Consider the following 18,898-nt stretch of genomic DNA (forward strand, 5'->3'; position numbering starts at 1 on the left):
GGGCGTTGTCGTGATCGAGCAGCCGGCGTACACCGGGTTCGGTTTCTCCGACGAGGAGTGGGGGCTGCTGGTCGGCCTGCCGCAGTCGGTGCTGACCGCGGCGAGCGCCGCCGAGTCCGACGGCACCCGCCGGACCATGGCGGAGACCGCGGCCGGGCTGGAGACCATCGCCGCCGGCCGGGAGTCGGCCAGCCCGCTGGTCGCCGCCGTGGCCGGCGAGATCGTCACCCGGGTCGGTGACCCGGACACCGGCGAGGAGTTGCCGGTCATCGCGCCCGCCGACCCCGGGGCGTACATCGACGACGTGCTGCTGCGGGCCGGTGAGGCCGGCGCGTTGCTGGGCGCGCGGGTCGACGAGGGTGAGGCCGGCGCGTACAAGCACTGGCTCGTGAAGATCGCCGAGCAGGTGGTGGGCGCCGCGTCCAGCGGTGGGCTGCTGGGCATCGGCGGCGAGTCGGTCAGCGACTCCGAACGGCGTTTCCGCGACCGGCTCGCGCACGTGCTCATCGACTGACCGACGACAACGACGTGTCGGCCGGTCGGACGCCGCGCAGCGCGACCAGCGCGGTGACCGCGCCCAGCAGCATCACCGCCATGGCGGCGTACGCGGCCAGGTGCAGCCCGTCGGTGAACGCGACAGCGGCGGCGTGCCGCACCGCGTCGGCCAGCTCCGCCGGCAGTTCCTGGGCGACCGCGAGCGCACCGCCCAGGGTCTCCCGGGCCGCGGCGGCGGTGTCGGTGGGCAGCCCGGCCGGCAGGCCGTCGACGATCTCGCGGTGGTAGACCGCAGCGCCCACGCTGCCCAGGATCGCCATTCCCAGCGCACCGCCCAGCTCGCTGCTGGATTCGGTCAGCGCCGACGCGACACCGGCCTGCTCGGGCGGTGCAGCGCCGAGGACCAGCTCGGTGACGAGGGACATCACCATCACCAGGCCGGCCGCGTAGACACTGGCGCCGACGAGCAGCAGCCACAGCGGCGTCTCCGGGGTGACCCGGGTCAACACCACGAAGCCGACCAGGGCGATTCCGAACCCCGCCCCGATCAGGTACGCCCGCTCGACGCGCTGGGCGAGGGCGGCGGCGGCCGGCGCGACTCCGCCCACGGCGAGGGACGGCACGAGGCTCCAGAGCGCCGCCCGCAGCGGGCTCAGGCCGAGCACCAGTTGGAGGTGCTGGGTGGTGAAGATGGCGAAGCCGACGATGGCGAACATCGCCAGCAGGTTGACCGCGAGCGACCCGGCGAAGCCGCGACGGCGGAACAACGCGAGGTCGACCATCGGGTACGCCCGGGTCCGCTGTCGGTGCAGGAAGAGCGCCCCCACCAGCAGACCGCCGACGATGGCGAGGACCCGCACCGGGCTCAGGCCGTCGCGGGCCATCTCCTTGATGCCGTAGATCACCGGCAGCAGCGCGCCGAGCGACAGTGCCGCGCTGACCAGGTCGAACCGCCCGGTGGCCGGGTTGCGGAACTCGGGCACCAGGAGCGGGACGAGCAGAAGCAGCATCAGCATCGCCGGGATGTTGATCAGGAAGATCGAGCCCCACCAGAAGTACTCCAGCAGGATGCCGCTGAGCACCGGACCGATCGCGATGCCACCGGTGAGGGTGGCGGTCCAGATGCCGATGGCGGTGCCGCGCTGCCCGGCGTCGTGGAACATGTTGCGCACCAGTGCGAGCGTCGAGGGCATCAGGGTGGCACCACCGACGCCGAGCAGGGCCCGCGCGGCGATCAGCGTCGCGGTGCTGTCGGCGTACGCGGCCAGCAGCGACGCCGCGCCGAACGCGGTGGCGCCGATCAACAGGAGTCGGCGTCGGCCGATCCGGTCACCCAGGGCGCCCATGGTGATGAGCAGCCCGGCCAGCACGAAGCCGTAGATGTCGAAGATCCACAGCTGTTCGGTCGCGGTGGGGCGCAACTCCGCGCTGATGAACGGGACGGCGAAGTAGAGCACCGACACGTCCATCGAGACCAGGAGCAGCGGCAGCATCAGCACCGTGAGCCCGATCCACTCCCGCCGGCCCGCTCGCGGTGCCGGTGTGGTGGTGACCGTCATGACCAGTTCTCCTTCTGCGTAGGGCGTACGCTGTTATGCGTAGACCATACGCAGAACTAGGATGGCGGGGCAAGGAGGAAATGTGGCGGCGAAGACAGACGACAGCGGGCCCGAACTCCCGCCGGCCATCGAGAGCGCCTGGGGGCTGCGGGAGCGGCAACCCAAGGGCCCACGGCCGGGAATGAGCGTGCCCGCCATCGTGGACGCCGCCGTACGCGTGGCCGACGCCGACGGTCTGGCGGCCGTCTCGATGAGCCGGGTGGCCAAGGAGCTGGGCGCCGCGACCATGGCCCTCTACCGGTACGTCGGCTCGAAGGACGAGCTGCTCATGCTCATGGTGGACACCGGGTACGGCCCATCCCCCGGGCCGCCCCCACCCGAGGACGACTGGCGCGCCGGCCTCACCCGTTGGGCCTGGGCCGAGCACGAGGTACTGCGGCAACGCTCCTGGCTGCTGCACGTGCCGATCAGCGGCCCACCGATCACCCCGCAGCAGCTCGGCTGGATGGAGGACGGGCTGCGCTGCCTCGACGGCACCACGCTCGGCGAGGGCGAGAAGATGTCGGTGCTCCTGCTGATCACCGGCTACGTCCGCAACGAGGCCACCCTCACGTCGCAGATCGCCGAGGGCAGCCGGGCGGCCGGCGTCGAGCCCAGCGAGATGATGCCGGCGTACAGCCGGCTGGTGACCCGGCTCATCGACCCGGCCCGCTTCCCCGCGCTGCACCGGGTGCTGAGCGCCGGCGTGCTCACCCAGGACGACGACCCCGACGACGAGTTCGCCTTCGGCCTGGACCGGATCCTCGACGGCGTCGAGGCGCTGATCCGACGCCGGGCGGGCTGAGGGAGCCCCATGCTGCCGAGACACACCATCGACACCACGGTCCTGCCACCGGGCGAACGGTTCGGCATGTGGCTGGACCTGGTCGCACGTACCTCAGCGCCGCTGCGCATCCAGTCCGCGCACAGCGACGACTTCGCCGCCCGCGCCGACTTCACCGCTCTCGGCCCGATCCAGCTGGTGCAGTACGAGTACCCGTCGCTGGACGCCACCCGTACCCGGAAGTTGGTCCGTCAGTCCGACCCGGAGCTGTACATCCTCGCCCTCACCACCGGCGGCCTCGGCACGTCCAGCCAGGACGGTCGCCGCAGCGAGATCCTGGCCGGCGAGTTCACCTTCTACGACGCGTCCCGGCCGCACGTCGTCTGCCACCACGCGACCGAGCCCGAGCGGAACCAGGCCACCTCGATCATCACGATGATCCCGCACGCCGCGCTGCCACTGCCACCACAGCGGATGGCCGCGCTCTACGGCGGCCGGATGTCCGGCAGCGAGGGGATCGGGGCGTTGCTCGCGCAGTTCCTGCTCCAGGTGACCGGGCACCCCGAGCAGTACCACGCCGCCGACGCCAGCCGGCTCGGCGCGGTGGGGCTCGACCTGGCCACCACCATGCTCGGCCGGCACCTCGTCGCCGAGGACGCCGTGCCCACCGAGGTCCGCCGCCGGGCGCTGCTCACCCAGGTGCAGTCGTACATCCACAGTCACCTCGGCGACGCGACGCTCGGCCCGCAGGTGGTCGCCGACGCCCACCACATCTCGGTGCGGTCCCTGCACCGATTGTTCGAGGCCGAGGACGCCACTGTGGCGTCGTACATCCGGGATCTGCGGCTGGCCCGGTGCCGGCGCGACCTGACCGACCCGGCGCTGCGCAGGCAGCCCGTGCAGACCGTCGCGGCGCGGTGGGGTTTTTCCGACAAGGCCCACTTCAGCCGGGCATTCCGGGCCGCGTACGGCACCACCCCGCAGGAACACCGTGACAGTGGCTCGGATTTGGCGCGGATCGTCAACCGCCAGGCGTCCACGGTCAACTCGCTGCCGGCAGACTGACACCAACGCGGCCGGCCATCGACTGGTGGGCCGCCAACGGGGGCCGTGGCGAGGCGCCCGCCGCTCGCGCGGCGGGCGGCCGCCCGGTGGCACCCCGCTGACGCCGAGGCTCCGGCTCCGTCGCGCTTCCCCCCAGAATCGCCGACGGGGCCGGTCAGGCCCCCTCCAGCAGCTTCAGGACGACCTGCTCCGCCTCCTCGCGAGGCGCCTGCGGGTCCACCGACGCCACCACCCCGTCGTGGTAGAGGTCGACCACCCGAGGGTCCACGTAGGACGCGCGAGCCACCGTCGGCGTGTTGCCCAGCAGCTCCGCCACCTCACGCATCACGGCGACCACCGCCTTCCGCCGGGCGGTCACCGAGCGGGCCGGACCGGCGGTGGCCAACTCGGTGGCCGCGAGCACCGTGGCGTGCCAGGTGCGGAAGTCCTTCGCTGTCATCTCCCCACCGCTGGCGTCGCGCAGGTAACCGTTGACCTCGTCGCTACGCACGTCGCGCCACTCCCGGCCGTCCCAGTAGCCGAACAGCCGCTCCGCCCGTCGCCGACGACGGCGCAGATTCACCAGCACCTGGCACAGCTCCGGGTCCTCGATCCGGCGTACCTGCTCGATGCCCCCCTTCGCGGGAAACACGAACACCACGCAGCCGCTCCGGGACCGGGCATGCTCGGGGCGCAGGGTGGACACCCCGTACGTCGGGTCGTCGCCGTTCGCGTACTGGTCACTGCCGACCCGGAACATCCCCATGTCCAGCAGGCGGGTCACCGTCGCCAGCACCCGGTCCCGGCCCAGTCCACGGCCGTCCAGGTCGCGCCCCACCCGTTCGCGCAGCGCCGGTAGCCGCCGGGCCACCTCCAGCATGTGGTCGAACTTCGCCTCGTCCTGCTTCTCCCGCCACCGCGGGTGGTAGATGTACTGCTTGCGCCCGGCCGCGTCGATCCCGATCGCCTGGATGTGCCCGTTCGGGTGCGGCGCGATCCACACGTCCTGCCAGGCCGGCGGGATGACCAACTCCCGCAGCCGGGCCAGGACATCCGGATCCCGCACCGGAGCCCCGGACGAGTCGACGAAGAGCCAACCCCGTCCGCGCCGACGCCGTCCGTACCCCGGTCGACCCGGGTCGCTACGCCGCAACCGCACCGGAGACCCGCACCACCCTCTCCACCTCGGCCACGGCGACGAGCACCTCGTCAAGGCGCAGAGCCGCCATCGTCGGGTGGCTTCCTACCCCATCCCACCTGGACCAATCCGCCTCGCCGGCCCAGAGCACCCGGTGCCGTGGCCGGTCCGGTGGTGGCCCCCACAGCGCCGGCGGCACCGGCCCGAAGAGGACGACCGACGGGGTGCCGTACCCGGTGGCCAGGTGAGCGACCCCGGTGTCCCCGCTGACCACCAGCCGGGCGTCGGCCACCAGCGCGGCGAGCGCGCCCAGGTCGGTCCGGCCGGCCAGCACAGCCTCCGAGCTCAGGCCCGCCGCCTCGGCCACCCGGGCCGCCAGCGCCCGTTCGTCGGCCGAGCCGGTGAGCAGCACCCGGTGCCCCTGGTCGGTCAGTGCCCGGGCCAGCGCGGCGAACCGCTCGGCGGGCCACCGCTTGGCCGGGATCTTGCTGCCCGGGTGCAGCACCGTGACGCCGCTGGGCAGCCCCGCCGAAGGGGTCCGACGCAGGCTGAGGTCGGCGCGGTCGGCCGGGATGTCGTACCAGGACAGCAGCCGGCACCACCGGTCCACCTCGTGCTCGTCGACAGCCCAGCGCGGGCCGTCGGCGCAGCCGGCGTCCGGGCTGGCGAAGGCGAGCAGCCGACCGGGCCGGGTGGCCGCGAGCAGCCGGTGCGACTGCGGGCCGCGTCCGTGCAGGTTGACCGCGACCCGCGGGGCCGACTCCACCCGGAGAGGGCGATCCAGCCCTGCGGTGTCCACCAGCCGGTCGACGCCGCCGACCAGGTCGACCAGCGGGGCCAGCCAGCCGGGCGCGGCGAGCGCCAGCTCCCGCGACGGGTACGCGGCCCGAAGCGCCCGCAGCGCGGGCACCGCGGTCACCAGATCGCCGACGCCGAGGGCGCGCAGCACAAGGATCACGGGTACGAGGTCTCCTGCTCGGCGCAGACCACCATCTCGCGCACCGCGCAACCGGGCGGCTGGTTGAGCGCGAACATGATCGCGGCGGCGGTGTCGGCGGGCTCGTTGAGGTTCGCGTCCGGCCCCGGCTTGTACTGCGGGTCACGTTCGTCGAAGAACGCGGTGCGCATGCCACCCGGAATGAGCAGGGTGACGCCGACCTGACCGGCCAGCTCGGCGGCGAGGGCTCGGGTGAACCCCACCACGCCGAACTTCGCCGCGCAGTACGCGGTGGCGTCGCTGACCGCCTTGACGCCCAGGGTGGAGGCGACGGTGACGATGCGGCCCCGGGAGGTCAGCAGGAACGGCAGCGCGGCCCGGATCACCGCCGCGGTGGCCAGCAGGTCGACGGCGACGATCCGGTCCCAGGTCTCCCCCGGCAGGTCGGCGAGTCGGCCCGGCACGTCCGTGCCGGCGGCGGTCACCACCGCGTCCAGGCCACCGGCCTGCTCGGCGAGGTGCTGGGTGGCCACCTCGGCGGCACGCGTGTCGGCCAGGTCGCACTCGGTCCAGGACACCCCGTCGGCCGGCGGCTGCCGGTCCAGCACGAGCGGTCGGCCACCGGAGGCGGCCACCGCGGCGACCACCGCGGCGCCGAGGCCGCTGGCGCCGCCGGTGACCAGGACGGTGGGCCCGGCACCGGGCCGCGTGGCGGTCATCGGGTCCGCTCCGCGAGCGTGCGGACGATCAGGTCGGTGGTCGAACGACCGTCCAGATAGGGCACCACGACGGTGTTCCCACCCCAACGGCGCAGGACCTCCGCCTCCGGCAGTGTGGCGTTCGCGTCCCCACCGCCGGTGGCGTAGTCGCCGCCCTTGACCCACACGTCGGGGCGTACCCAGGACAGCGCCGTCTCCGGGGTCGGCTCGTCGAAGACGAGGACCGCGTCGACGCAGCTCAGCGCGGCCAGCAGTCGGGCGCGGTCGCCTTCGGACTGCACCGGCCGGTCCGGCCCCTTCAACCCGGCCACGCTGGCGTCGGAGTTCAGGCAGACGATCAGGCAGTCGCCGAGCTGCCGGGCCGCCTCCAGGGTGGCCACGTGCCCGGCGTGCAGCAGGTCGAAGCAACCGCCGGTCGCCACCACAGTGCCACCCGCGGCGCGTACCTCACCCAGGAGCGTGGCGACGGCGGCGACTCCCACCCGGTCGGCCACCGCAGCACCTCGTGGTACCGGCTGGAGGGCTCGTGGCCCCGGCGCACTCCTGGCCCGCACCGCAGGCGCCGACGGAGGCAGTGCCGTGGCCACTCCCCCACCGGCCACGTACGCGGACGCCTCGGCGACCGCCACCTGCACCGCCTCGGAGACCAGCGCGCCCTGGGCCAGCGCGAGGCTGGCCGCCGCCGCGAACCGGTCGCCGGCGCCGCAGGTGTCCCCCTCGGCGCTACCCGGCGTCGGCACCACCAGCGGCGTCGACCCGGCGTGGCAGAGCAGCGCGCCGTCGCCGCCGAGCGTCACGGCGACCGCGCCGGCCCGCCAGCGCCGCCGTAGCCCCTGGGCGCCCCGGGACGCGGTGGCCAGTCGGGAGGCGCCGGGCAGCGCGGGGACCAGCTCGCGCACCTCGGACTCGTTCGGGGTGGCCAGGTGTACGCCGGGCACGGCCGCCGGGCCGCGCGGATGCGGGTCCCACACCACCGGCGCGCGGGTGGTGGCCAACGCGTCGCGCAGCGCGGGCTGCCGGGCCACCCCCCGGCCGTAGTCGCTCACCAGCACCGCCGACGCCGCGGCGATCACCCGGAGCACCTCGTCGGAGGGCTGACCCGGCTCCCCGGACGTGCCGCCCCGGTCATGGCGCAGCAGCACCCGCCCCCGGGCCCGCAGCCGGATCTTCTCCGGCGTCGCGCCGGAGAGGGCCAGTGGGTACACCTGCACCCCGGCGGCGGCGAGCAGCGCGCTCAGTCGGGCCCCGCCGGCGTCGTCGGCGAGCGCTGTCACCAGCACCACCTCGGCACCCTGCGCGGCGGCGAACACCGCCGCCAGCCCGGCGCCCCCCGGTCGGTCGGTGGCCACGGTCTCGTCGAGCACCGGCACCGGGGAATCCGGGCAGAGCCGGTTCACCACACCTTCCACGTCCCGGTCGAGCAGGGTGTCCCCGAGCACCACCACCGGTCCCCTCACGCTTGCCTCCTCATCCTCACGCGTCGACCTGCTGTCCGGCTCACGCGTCGACCTGCTGTCCGGGCCCACCGTCGAGCACCACCTCGACCCCGGTGCGTACCGGCGCGGCGCTCAGCCGACCGGACGGTGCGGGCCCCCCGGGCACGGGGTGGACGACCGCCGGGTCGGCGACCGCCGCCAGCGCGGCGGGCAACTCCTGTTCGAGGTATTCGCAGAGCAGATGACTGGTCACCAGGTGCAGCTCCTGGACGACCTGGGTGTCCGGGGACGCGACGGCCAGCACGTCGTCGCAGGCGTCGGCGAGCGGATTGGGGGCGACGCCGGTGAGCGCCCAGGTGGTCACCCCGACGTCGCGGGCCGCCTGCGCGGCGGCGACCAGGTTGGGGCTGGTTCCGCTGGTGCTCAGCAACAGCAGGATGTCGCCCGCGCGGCCGTGGGCGCGCACCTGGCGGGCGTACACGTCGGTGTAGCCGTAGTCGTTGGCGATGGCGGTGAGCGCGCTCGTCTCGGCGTGCAGCGCGATCGCGGACAGCGGCTGACGGTCGTCGTGCAGCTTGCCGACCAGCTCGGCGGTGAGGTGCTGGGCTTCGGCGGCGCTGCCACCGTTGCCGGCCACCAGCAGCCGACCCCCGGCGGCCAACCGGTGGGCCAGGTCCGCGCCCCAGCGCGCCAGCTGGCGCTCACACCGTCGGTACGGCACCAGCGCCGCCGCGAGATTCGTCAGGTGGGTGTCGAGCAGGCTGCCCGTCGGCATCAGGCCACCACCCGGGTCGGCCGGCGCACGGCGGCCACCTCGCTGTAGACCTCGACCAGCCGCTCGGCGGTGGCCGCCCACGAGTACCGCTCGCGGGCCCGCTCACGCGCCGCCGTCGCGTACGCGAAACGCCTGATCCGGTCGTCGAGCAACCCCTGGATCGCGGTCGCCAGCGCGCGCGGGTCCCGGGCCGGCACGAGGTCACCTGTCGTCCCGTCGACAACTGTGTCCCGGATGCCGCCCACGGCCGTGCCGACGACCGGCACCCCACAGGCCATCGCCTCCAGCGGGGTCAACCCGAACGGCTCGTACCAGGGCGCCGCCACCAGCAGGTCCGCCGAGCGGTACCAGCGGCCCATCTCCTCCCGGGGCACCGCGCCGACCAGGTGCACCCGGTCGGCCACCCCGCACGACTCCGCGAGGGCCCGCAGCCGGCGGGCGTACGGGTCGGTCTCCAACAGCCCCTCGGGTGGGCCGCCGACGACCACGCACTCGGCGTCCGGGACCAGCGCCATCGCGCGGATCACGGTCTGGAAGCCCTTGCGCTCGACCAGCCGACCCACTGTGAGGATGCGGGCTCGTCCGGGTTCCCGGTCGGCGGCCGGCCCGAGCGGGGCGAAGGTGGCGAGGTTGACCCCGGACGGCACCACTGTCATCCGGGACCGGGGCACACCCATCCGGACCAGCTCGCCCACCTCGTCGCGGCACTGCGCGACGATCCGGTCCACCGAGCGGCCCAGCTCCCGCTCGTAGGAGACGCGTCGGGCCGGGCTGGTGTCCTGCACCCCCTGGTAGCGACGCTTCACAGTGCCCAGCGCGTGGTACGTCTGCACCACCGGCACCCCGGTCTGCCTACCGGCGGTCAGCCCGGCCAGTCCGCTCATCCAGAAGTGCGCGTGGATCACCTCGGGCACCCAGTCGCCGCCGCGCCACCGCTCGATCAGCCAGTTGCTGAACTCCCGCATGTGCGGCAGCAGCGCGTCCTTTGCCACCGGCTCGGCCGGGCCGGCCGGCACGTGCACCACGTCGTACCCGTCCGGGCTGCGGACGGTCACCGGCAGGTCGGGCGCGTCGCGGCGGGTGTAGACCCGCACGTCGTGCCCGGCGGCGGCGAGCGCTGCGGACAGCTCCGCGACGTGCGTGTTCTGGCCGCCGGCGTCCTCCCCTCCGAGGACGGCGAGCGGGCTGGCGTGCTCCGAGATCATCGCGATCCGCATACTTCCTCCTCCAGCAGCCGGTCCCAGTCAGCGAGGAAACGGTCGAGGCCGTACCTGTCGCGCGCGGCGGTTCGCGCCGCCGCTCCGGCCTGGCGCGCGGTAGCCGGTTCGGCGATGAACCGGCGGGCGGCGTCGAGCAGGGTGTCGGTCCGGGTGGCGAGCGCCCCCGCCTCCGGGGGCACCGCCATCACCGCCTCGGTGGTGGCGAGCGCGACGACCGGCATGCCGATCGACATCGCCTCGATGAGGCTGAGCCCGAGGGAGGTCCACCGGCACAGGTGCAGGTACGCCCGCCGCCGGGCCAGCTCGGTGTGCATCCGCTCCTGGGGCACGTCGTCGTGGCTGGTGAGCCGATCGGCGGGCAGCCCGAGGTGGTCGGCCAGGCCGGCGACGCCCATGCCGAACACATCCAGCGGCGCGATCTCGGCGAACTGTGGCAGCAGGTCGGTGCCGGTGACCCGACCTCGCCGTACCGGCTCGTTGATCACCACGGCGAGCCGGTCCAACTCGCCCGTGTAGGACGCGGAGGGGGCGACGATGCCGTGGTCGACCACTGTGGTGCGGGTGGCGCCGGTGTCCCAGAAGATCTGGTTGAACCCGGTGACGTGGGCGATGAGCAGGTCGTCGCGGTCAGCCATCGGGTGGCGGGTGTTCGGCACGTCGCCCTTGGGGGTGTTGTGCTCGACGTAGATCGCGGGAAGGTCGCGGCCGGGGCGGCGACCAAGCCACTGCTCGGCCCGGTCGATCTCCTCGGGGCGTTGCAGGATGACCAGGTCGACGTCAGCGCTCGGCAACTCCTCCGGGCTGACCTCGACCGCGCTGTCCGGCCACGGGTAGGTGCGGGCCCGGCCGAGGCCGTACGGGCCGCGGTCGGGTGTGGTGGGAATCAGGTAGCGATGGCTACCGTGCACGAACGACGTGGTCCAGGAGCCGTGCACGTGCCAGAGCAGGATGTTCATCGGCCGCCACCACCGCTGACGGCGAGGGTCCGGAGCGCGTCGACCACATCGCCCGGGTCGACGCCACTGAGGCAGGGGTGCCCGGGGACCGGGCAACTGGCCGCCCGGGTGTCCCGGCAGGGAGCGGCGGCGTCGCCGAGGCGGACGGTGGGCACCCGGTAGGGCCCCCACTGGCCGAACGGGACGGTCGGCGCGAACAGACTCACCACCGGCACACCCGCGGCGGCCGCGAGATGCGCGGGCCCGGTGTTGCCGACCACTACCGCGCTGGCGTCCGCGACGATCGCGGCCAGCCCGGCCAGGTCGGTGCGGCCGCCCAGGTCGGTGCCGCCGGCCGCGGCGACCCGGGCGGTGACCGCGCGCTCGTCCGGGCCGCCGGTGACCAGCACCCGGTGCCCGGCGTCGGCCAGCGCCCCGACGATCCGGGTGGCCACCTCGGGCGGGCAGGCCCGGCTCGACGCGGCCGACCCGGGGTGCAGCACCACGTACCCGGGATCGCCGAGGTCGGCCGGGCGCGACGGCACGGCGTCCCGGCGGAGCCGCAGGACCGGTTCGTCGCCGTCGGGCAGCCGGTGGCCGGCGGCAGCGGCCAACGAGAGGGCGCGTTCGGGTTCGGGGACGCCCACCGGCACCCGGTGCCGGATGTCCAGCAGCGCGCCCGGATAGTCGTCGCTGATCGCCGCGATCCGGTCGATCCCGGCCATCCGCAACAGCAGGGCCAGCGGCAGGGCGGACTGGTGGAACGAGGTGAACACCACCGCCTGGTCCGCGCCGACCGCGCCCAGTCGCGCGGACAGGCTCCGCATGGCGTCCGGGTCGACCGGCCGCGGCGCGGGGTCGATCCACGGCAGCGGATGCTCGATGATCTCGTCGACGCCGGGCAACAGCTTGGCGGCGGCCCGACCGCGTGGCCCGCACAGCAGCACCACCCGCTCCGCTCCGGCCGCGACGGCGCGGATCGCCGGGCCGGTGACCAGCACGTCACCCGCCGAATCCGAGCGGACCACGAGCGCCGTCCGTACCGGTTCGGTGGGCGGGTTCGAGGGCTGCACGGCCTGTTGGCGGCGCAGGATCTCCGCCACCGCCGCCGGCAGATCGGTGGCCACCCACCCGGCGGCGGCGACCTCCTCCGGCCGGGTCACCGGGGTGGGCACCAGCACCCCCGCGGCCCCGGCGGCCATGGCGGCGCCGACGTCCCGGCCGATGTCGCCCACGAGTACGCAGCGGGACGGCGTCGTGCCCAGCTCGCGGGCGGCGGCGTACACCAGACCCGGCGCCGGCTTGCGGCAGTCACAGCCGTCGGCGTCGTCGTGCGGGCAGACCAGCCACGCGTCGAAACGGCCCAGCAGTTCCTCGACGCGGGCGTGCACCGCCCGCATCTGCTCACCGGTGAAGTAACCCCGGGCCAGGCCCGACTGATTCGTGACGACCGCCAGCCGCAGCCCGGCCGCGCGCAGCCGGTCCAGCGCCGCCCGCGCGCCCGGCACCGGCCGCACCTTCTCCGGGTCGCCGTTGTACGGCACGTCCTCGATCAGGGTGCCGTCGCGGTCCAGCAGCACCGCGTCGTAGAGCACGTGTCGGGGGCTTGCGACAGACCCCGAACCGGCGCGGTCAGCAGCGGCGTACACCTGGGCTGACCTGCGCTGATACGGATCCTCCTGGTCCTGTCGCACAGCCGGCGGGTTCCCTGCGCCCCGAGGAGTAAACGTCGTCGTCGAGGCGGTGGGCCAGCGCCGCCAGCGGTGCCCCGGGTCGGCCTTACCCGCCGTTCGAGAGAAGCTAACCCGGTCAACTGTTAGCCAGTGCCGTGCTCCGGGTATGGGATCCCGGTGGCGATTGTGGAGAAAGTGATAGACGCTTCCCCGCAGCAGGTGTTCGACGTGCTCGCGGACGGATGGACGTACAGCGACTGGGTGGTCGGCACTGCGCACGTGCGGGACGTGGACGACACCTGGCCCCGGGTGGGCAGCCAACTGCACCACCGTGCCGGGCCGTGGCCGCTCTCCTTGCAGGACGCCTCGACGGTGCTGGTCTGCGAGCCGCCGCACCGGCTCGTGCTCAAGGCCGGGCTCTGGCCGGCGGGCGAGGCGATAGTGGCCTTCACCCTGGAGCCGGTGGGCGACGGCGCCACCCGGGTACGCCTCGGCGAGGACTTCGCGGCGGGCCCGCTGCGGTGGGTCCACAACAAGATCAACGATCTGGTGCTGCACCGGCGTAACCGGGAGACGCTGGCCCGCCTCTCCGACATCGCCACCCGACAGAAGGGGTCACCGTGACCCGGGCCGTCGTGGTGACCGGCGCGAGCGCCGGCGTGGGCCGGGCCGTCGCCCACGCGTACGCGGCGCGCGGCGCCCGGCTGGCGCTGCTGGCTCGGGGCGAGGCGGGTCTGGCCGCCGCCGAGCGGGAGTGCCGACTGCGCGGCGCGACCGAGGTGCGGGTGTACCGGGTCGACGTGGCCGACGCGGGCGCGGTGCAGCAGGCCGCCGACGACGTGGTGCACCGCTGGGGCGGCATCGACGTGTGGATCAACAACGCGATGGCGTCGGTGTTCGCGCCGGCGTGGGAGATTCCGGCGCGTGAGTTCCGTCGGGTCACCGAGGTCACCTACCTGGGCACTGTGCACGGCACCCTCGCCGCGCTGCGGCACATGCGGGCGCACGGGCGGGGCACGATCGTGCAGGTGGGCTCGGCGTTGGCCTACCGGGGGATCCCACTCCAGTCGGCGTACTGCGCGAGCAAGCACGCCGTCCAGGGGTTCAACGACTCGCTGCGCGCCGAGCTGCTGCACGACTGCCCGGGGGTGAAGTTGTCAATGGTGCAGCTGCCGGCGGTCAACACGCCGCAGTTCTCCTGGGTCCGCACCCGGCTCCCCCGGCATCCGCAGCCGGTGCCGCCGATCTTCACTCCGGAGCTGGCCGCCCGAGCCATCGTCTGGGCCGCCGACCGCGGCACCAGGGAGCTGAACGTGGGTGGCCCGACCTGGCGGGCCCGGGTGGGCGACGCCCTGTTCCCCGGCCTGCTGGACCGGAAACTCGCGCGCGACGGCTACGACAGCCAGCAGACCGGCGAGAAGATCGATCCAGCGACCTGGCGGGACAATCTGGATCACCCCGGCGATGCGGACACGGACCGGGGCACCACCGGTGTGTTCCGCGAACAGGCGCATGACCGTTCCGCGGCGCTCTGGGTCGGCACGCACAAACCGGCGCTCTCCGGTGTCGCGCTCGCCGTCGCGGCGCTCGCCCTCAGCGCTGTCGCTCGCCGTCGGCGCTGACCAAAACAAGCCTCTGACCAGGGCTTCGACGCCCGCGCGCGGTAGCGACGAGGGTTCGCAACGCCCGGAAGGGGTGCCTCCCTCGGACCGAATCCGGGAACTAGATACCCTTTCCATGACCCTTGTCCGCAAACCGAGGATGACCGACATGATCAAGCCGGTGCAGTTGCCGTCGCCGTGGCGGGACGCACGCCTGACCGTCGTCGTGCCCACGTACAACGAGGCGGGCAACCTCCCGACGCTGGTCGAGCGACTGCTCGCGCTGCCACTGCCGGGGCTGCGCATCCTCGTCGCCGACGACAACTCCCCCGACGGCACCGGGGAGGTGGCCGACAAGCTGGCCATCGAGCACCCCGACCGGGTCGAGGTCGTGCACCGCGCCGGCAAGGAGGGCCTCGGCCGGGCGTACGTGGACGGGATGACCCGGGCGATCGAGGGCGGCGCCGAGTACGTGGCGCAGATGGACGCCGACCTCTCGCACCCGCCCGAGGCGCTGCCGGGGATGCTCGGCGCGCTGCTCTCCACCCAGGCCAGCGTGGTGATCGGTTCCCGGTACGTGCCCGGCGGCGAGCTGGACGAGAACTGGCCGCTCTACCGCCGGGCGCTCAGCGGCTGGGCCAACCTCTACGTGCACACCCTGCTGCGGGTACGCATCCGGGACCTCACCGCCGGCTTCAAGATCTGGCAGGCCGAAGCCCTGCGCGACATCGACCTGGAGCGGGTGCAGTCCAACGGCTACAGCTTCCAGGTGGAGATGCACTACCTCGCGACCAAGCTGGGGCACACCATCCTGGAGGTGCCGATCCGCTTCGAGGAGCGGCGCGACGGCGTCTCCAAGATGACCACCGCGACCAAGGTGGAGAGCGCGCTCATGCCCTTCCGTCTCCGCAGCAAACACCGCAACATCACCCGCTAACAGCGAGGTGGAGGGCCGGGCGGTTAGTCGGGGTAGATGGCGCGGTGGGCGGTGGAGATGGCTGCGGCGTAGGCGCGGCCGGTGAGCGCGCGGTCACGGGCCAGCGCGGCGCGGGCCGCGTTCGCGCCCGGTGCGCCGTGCACGCCGCCACCGGGGTGCGCCGACGCGCTGGCCAGGAAGAGCCGGTCCACCGGGGTGTCCGCCCGGCCCAGGCCAGGGATCGGACGCAGGAAGAGCTGCTGGTACGCCGCGGCGGTCCCGCCGCCGAGCGTGCCACCGACCAGGCTCGGGTTGCCCTTCTCCAGGTCGGCCGGTCCGGCCACGTGTCGGCCCACGATCAGGCTTCGGAAACCCGGGGCCGCCGCCTCCAGCACGTCCTCCATCCGCTGCACGTGCCCGGCGACCTCCTCGGCCCGCCAGTTCCGCCGGAACGGCAGATGGGTGTACGACCAGAGCGACTCGGTGCCCGGCGGGGAGTGACTCGGGTCCGCCACCGACATCTGCCCGACCAGCAGGAACGGGTCGCGGGGCAGCTCGCCACGGGCCAGCTCGCTGGCGTAGTGGGTGAGCCCGTTCAGGTCCGCGCCGAGGTGCACGGTGCCGGCCCCGGCCAACTGCCGGTTCGTCCAGGGCACCGGCGCGGAGAGCGCCCAGTCCACCTTCAGCGTGGAGCCGTCCCACCGGAAGTGCGCCAGGTCCTCCACGAGCCGGGACGGCAGCGCCGCCGCGCCGACCAGGTCGAGGTAGAGCGCCGGCGCCGGCACGTCGGCGAGCACGGCCCGCCGGGCCCGCCACAGCGCGCCGCCGACGGTCCGGACCCCCATCGCCCGGCCCCGGGCGGTGAGCACCCGGTCGGCCCGGGCACCGTAGATGATCGTCCCGCCGCGCCCCTGTAGCCGATCCACCAGCGCGTTGGTGATCTGCTGCGCGCCGCCGTCGGGCACCGGCCAGCCGACCTGCTGGCCGAGCATGGCCAGCAGCCAGCCGTACACCCCGGAGCCGGCCTCCTCCGGGGAGAGGTCGGTGTGCAGGGCGCAGCCGGCCAGCAGGGCCGGCCCGCCGGGACCGTCGAAGAGTTCGTCGCCAAGTTTGCGGACCGGTACCACGAGCCGGCGCGCGAGTCGCAGCGCACCGGCGACGCGCAACCGACGCAGCAGGCCCACCCCACCGCGCACCGGCGGGAACGGCGAGGTGATCGCCTCCAGCATCGGCTCGGCCACGTCGAGCCAGTCGGTGTACGCGTTGAGCCAGCGCTTACCGTCCCCGGGGGCGAACTGCTCCAGCGAGGCGGCCGTGACGTCCGGATCCCGATTGATCACCGCGGCTCGACCGTCCGGCAGCAGGTGCGCCAGCACGTCCGGCGAGTGCCGCCAGGACAGCCCGTGTCGGCCCAGGTCCAGGCCGCCCAGCACCGGCGAGGCGTACCCGAGGGGGTAGAACGAGCTGTAGAGGTCGCTCAGGTAGCCGCGCGCGGTGACCTCGGCGGAGCGGACGGCGCCGCCGGGCACCGCTGTCGCCTCCAGCACCACCACGTCCCAGCCGGCGTCGGCCAGCAGGTTGGCCGCCACCAGGCCGTTGTGCCCGGCGCCGACGACGACGGCGTCCGCGCTCTGCGCGGTGGTGGTTGTCATCGGATCCGCCTACCCGGCGCGCAACCGGGCGAAACGCGTTTGCCTCGCCGAGGCCGGGGCATCCAACGCCGCATGTACACGGTTGCGCAGCTGGTGGGCGGGGTGTGGGGTGCGGGCGGCGACGGCGGCGAACTGGTCGTGCGTGATCCGGCGGACGACGCGCCGGTGAGCACGGTGCCGGTGGCCACTGCCGACGAGGTGGGCAAGGCGACCCAGGCGGCCCGCAACGCGGCGTCCCAGTGGGCGGCGACCGCGCCGGCGGAACGGGCGGCGGCGCTGCACCGGGCCGCGGACGCGGTGGAGGCGGTCGTCGAGGAGTTGGCGGCGGCGGTCACCGCGGAGATGGGCAAGCCGTTGGCGGACGCGCGCGGATTCGGGTGGGCGGCGAGGTGCCGGACGGGCCGGGGGCGTTCTACCCGGCCACCGTTGTCACCGACTGCCGCCACGACATGCCGCTGGTGCGGGAGGAGACCTTCGGGCCGGTCGCCCCGGTGGTGGTCGTCGACTCGTTCGACGAGGCGCTGCGCTGCGCTGCGGACTCCCCGTACGGGCTGGCCGCCACGGTGTTGACCTCGTCGATGAGTCACGCGCAGCGGGCGTGGCGGGAGCTGCCGGTAGGCACGGTCAAGGTCAACGCGGTGTTCGGGGGGGCGCCGGGGGGTGCCGCGCATCCGCGCCGGGGCAGCGGGCAGGGCTTCGGGTACGGCCCGGAGTTGCTGGACGAGTTCACCGCCACGAAGGCGGTGCACATCGAGGCGCCGGGGGGCGGGCACTGGTGAACGGCGCGGGCGGACGCAGGGGTGGCGCGCCCGCCCGTACCGCGTCGGTTGTGCTCCGGTGCGGCAGCGGTCAGTCGCCGCGGGCCTTGCGGGTGGCGCGGTCGTTGGCCTTCTCGATGGCCGTGACCAGCTCCGGTTTGGTCATGCTGGACCGCCCGGGCACGTCGAGTTTGCGGGCCACCGACATCAGGTGGTCCTTTGTGGCGTTGGCGTCCACGCCACCAGCGGTGGGAGCCCGTCGCTCCGGCCCGCCACCGGCGGCCTGCTGGTCGCTGGGGCCCTTGCGGCCCTTCGGCTCCCAGTGGTCGCCCACCTTCTCGAACTGATGTTTCACGGCGGCGAAGGCGGTACGGTGCGACCGCTCCCCCTCGCCGTAGGTCTCGACTGCCGAGTCGTGCGTCTTCTCCCAGGTGCGCTGCGCCTTCTCCGGGGAGCGTCGCAGCGTGCTGGGCAGGTCTTCGCGCCCGGGCATCTCGTCCTCCTCCGTGTCGACACTGTCACTGTGTCGGTTCCCCGGTGACCGGGCGGCAAACCATAGCGATGCCGGCCGGGCAACGGGTGGGTTTGTCGATTTCACCATCCGGGTACCGCCGGGCCAGGCCAGACCGGACGACCGGTCATCCGGTGGCCGGGGCGCAGGGAGCGGGCATGACGACCACGGAGCCCGGTACGACGCTCGACGGCACACCGGGCACCCGGGTGCCCCGACGGATGCGGCAGTTGAGCTGGCGGACCTGGCGCGGGGTGCTGGTCCGCAGCGTGCAGAACTTCGTCAACGACAACTGCGCCGACTGGGCTGCCGCGCTGACCTACTACGGGGTGCTGGCGCTCTTTCCGTCCGCCATCGTGGTGGTGGCGCTGGTCGGTCTGGTCTCCGACGGGGAGCGGACCCTCGACACGGTGGTCGACCTGGCCAACCAGGTGGGCGCCGGTTCGGTGCTGACCAACGACGAGGGCGGCGTGGTCGGGGTGATCCGGACCGTGGTGCTCGACCAGAGCAACCCCAAGCTGCTGCTGAGCTTCGGCCTGCTCGGCGCGCTGTGGTCCGCGTCGGGTTTCATCGGCGCGTTCACCCGCGCCTCCAATGCCGTCTACGGGGTGACCGAGGGCCGCCCGGTATGGAAGCTTCGGCCGCTACAGATCGGCCTGGCGGCGGTCACCCTGGTGCTGCTCGCGGTGGTCGCCCTCGGCCTGAT

At 73.8% G+C, this 18,898-nt stretch carries 18 protein-coding genes and 1 pseudogene; 8 read left to right on the forward strand and 11 right to left on the reverse strand.

What is annotated here, in order from left to right; genetic code table 11:
• Positions 1–10 precede the first annotated feature (10 nt).
• Complete coding sequence (locus KBX08_RS21480) at positions 11–514, forward strand: hypothetical protein (RefSeq protein ID WP_210785220.1); 504 nt, start codon at positions 11–13, stop codon at positions 512–514.
• Here KBX08_RS21480 and KBX08_RS21485 read toward each other — a convergent pair.
• Positions 504–2,054 (reverse strand): MFS transporter, encoded by a 1,551-nt coding sequence (locus KBX08_RS21485; RefSeq protein WP_210785221.1) that lies wholly within the window; start codon positions 2,052–2,054, stop codon positions 504–506. The two genes, KBX08_RS21480 and KBX08_RS21485, sit on opposite strands and share 11 nt — an antisense overlap.
• An 82-nt stretch (positions 2,055–2,136) precedes the next feature.
• On the opposite strand from KBX08_RS21485, the gene KBX08_RS21490 reads away from it, so the two are divergent.
• Complete coding sequence (locus KBX08_RS21490) at positions 2,137–2,898, forward strand: TetR/AcrR family transcriptional regulator (protein WP_210785222.1); 762 nt, start codon at positions 2,137–2,139, stop codon at positions 2,896–2,898.
• Between the two features lie 9 nt (positions 2,899–2,907).
• A complete protein-coding gene (locus KBX08_RS21495; protein ID WP_210785223.1) occupies positions 2,908–3,942 on the forward strand; it encodes a helix-turn-helix domain-containing protein in 1,035 nt (344 codons plus the stop codon).
• 154 nt (positions 3,943–4,096) lie between these two features.
• On the opposite strand, the gene KBX08_RS21500 is transcribed toward KBX08_RS21495, so the two are convergent.
• The 8 genes from KBX08_RS21500 to KBX08_RS21535 are packed head-to-tail and all read right to left on the reverse strand — an operon-like array spanning position 4,097 to position 12,775.
• Complete coding sequence (locus tag KBX08_RS21500) at positions 4,097–5,080, reverse strand: DNA topoisomerase IB (protein WP_210785224.1); 984 nt, start codon at positions 5,078–5,080, stop codon at positions 4,097–4,099.
• Positions 5,064–6,017, reverse strand: a complete 954-nt coding sequence (locus KBX08_RS21505; protein ID WP_210785225.1) for a glycosyltransferase family 9 protein — start codon at positions 6,015–6,017, stop codon at positions 5,064–5,066. The genes KBX08_RS21500 and KBX08_RS21505 overlap by 17 nt, the downstream gene beginning before the upstream one ends.
• Positions 6,014–6,715, reverse strand: a complete 702-nt coding sequence (locus KBX08_RS21510) for an SDR family oxidoreductase (RefSeq protein WP_210785226.1) — start codon at positions 6,713–6,715, stop codon at positions 6,014–6,016. Before KBX08_RS21510 ends, KBX08_RS21505 begins: the two co-directional genes overlap by 4 nt.
• On the reverse strand, positions 6,712–8,172 hold the full coding sequence (locus KBX08_RS21515) for a PfkB family carbohydrate kinase (RefSeq protein ID WP_210785227.1): 1,461 nt from the start codon (positions 8,170–8,172) through the stop codon (positions 6,712–6,714). Before KBX08_RS21515 ends, KBX08_RS21510 begins: the two co-directional genes overlap by 4 nt.
• Before the next feature lie 40 nt (positions 8,173–8,212).
• Entirely contained in the window at positions 8,213–8,929 is a 717-nt protein-coding gene (locus KBX08_RS21520; protein ID WP_210785239.1) for an SIS domain-containing protein, read from the reverse strand.
• Positions 8,926–10,143: a glycosyltransferase gene (locus KBX08_RS21525; protein ID WP_210785228.1), complete on the reverse strand. Its 1,218-nt coding sequence runs from the start codon at positions 10,141–10,143 to the stop codon at positions 8,926–8,928. Before KBX08_RS21525 ends, KBX08_RS21520 begins: the two co-directional genes overlap by 4 nt.
• Complete coding sequence (locus tag KBX08_RS21530) at positions 10,128–11,102, reverse strand: glycosyltransferase (RefSeq protein WP_210785229.1); 975 nt, start codon at positions 11,100–11,102, stop codon at positions 10,128–10,130. Before KBX08_RS21530 ends, KBX08_RS21525 begins: the two co-directional genes overlap by 16 nt.
• On the reverse strand, positions 11,099–12,775 hold the full coding sequence (locus KBX08_RS21535) for an HAD-IIIA family hydrolase (protein ID WP_210785230.1): 1,677 nt from the start codon (positions 12,773–12,775) through the stop codon (positions 11,099–11,101). The genes KBX08_RS21530 and KBX08_RS21535 overlap by 4 nt, the downstream gene beginning before the upstream one ends.
• Before the next feature lie 174 nt (positions 12,776–12,949).
• Between KBX08_RS21535 and KBX08_RS21540 the strand changes: the two genes are divergently transcribed.
• From KBX08_RS21540 to KBX08_RS21550, 3 genes are all read left to right on the forward strand, one after another.
• Positions 12,950–13,378, forward strand: coding sequence for an SRPBCC family protein (locus tag KBX08_RS21540; RefSeq protein WP_307850602.1), 429 nt, complete (start codon positions 12,950–12,952; stop codon positions 13,376–13,378).
• On the forward strand, positions 13,375–14,376 hold the full coding sequence (locus KBX08_RS21545; protein ID WP_210785232.1) for an SDR family oxidoreductase: 1,002 nt from the start codon (positions 13,375–13,377) through the stop codon (positions 14,374–14,376). The genes KBX08_RS21540 and KBX08_RS21545 overlap by 4 nt, the downstream gene beginning before the upstream one ends.
• Before the next feature lie 148 nt (positions 14,377–14,524).
• Complete coding sequence (locus tag KBX08_RS21550; protein ID WP_210785233.1) at positions 14,525–15,292, forward strand: polyprenol monophosphomannose synthase; 768 nt, start codon at positions 14,525–14,527, stop codon at positions 15,290–15,292.
• Between the two features lie 23 nt (positions 15,293–15,315).
• On the opposite strand, the gene KBX08_RS21555 is transcribed toward KBX08_RS21550, so the two are convergent.
• Positions 15,316–16,923 (reverse strand): NAD(P)/FAD-dependent oxidoreductase, encoded by a 1,608-nt coding sequence (locus tag KBX08_RS21555; protein WP_210785234.1) that lies wholly within the window; start codon positions 16,921–16,923, stop codon positions 15,316–15,318.
• A gap of 72 nt (positions 16,924–16,995) precedes the next feature.
• Between KBX08_RS21555 and KBX08_RS21560 the strand changes: the two are divergent.
• Positions 16,996–17,702, forward strand: a pseudogene (locus KBX08_RS21560) (aldehyde dehydrogenase family protein).
• Between the two features lie 70 nt (positions 17,703–17,772).
• Here KBX08_RS21560 and KBX08_RS21565 read toward each other — a convergent pair.
• Positions 17,773–18,174, reverse strand: a complete 402-nt coding sequence (locus KBX08_RS21565; RefSeq protein WP_210785235.1) for a ChaB family protein — start codon at positions 18,172–18,174, stop codon at positions 17,773–17,775.
• A 176-nt stretch (positions 18,175–18,350) separates the two neighbouring features.
• On the opposite strand from KBX08_RS21565, the gene KBX08_RS21570 reads away from it, so the two are divergent.
• Positions 18,351–18,898 (forward strand): YihY/virulence factor BrkB family protein (locus KBX08_RS21570; protein WP_210785236.1); only part of this gene is annotated, 548 nt, incomplete at its 3' end.

This window comes from Micromonospora sp. H61 (genome assembly GCF_018070325.1).
GTDB classification, from domain to species: Bacteria; Actinomycetota; Actinomycetes; order Mycobacteriales; family Micromonosporaceae; genus Micromonospora; species Micromonospora salmantinae.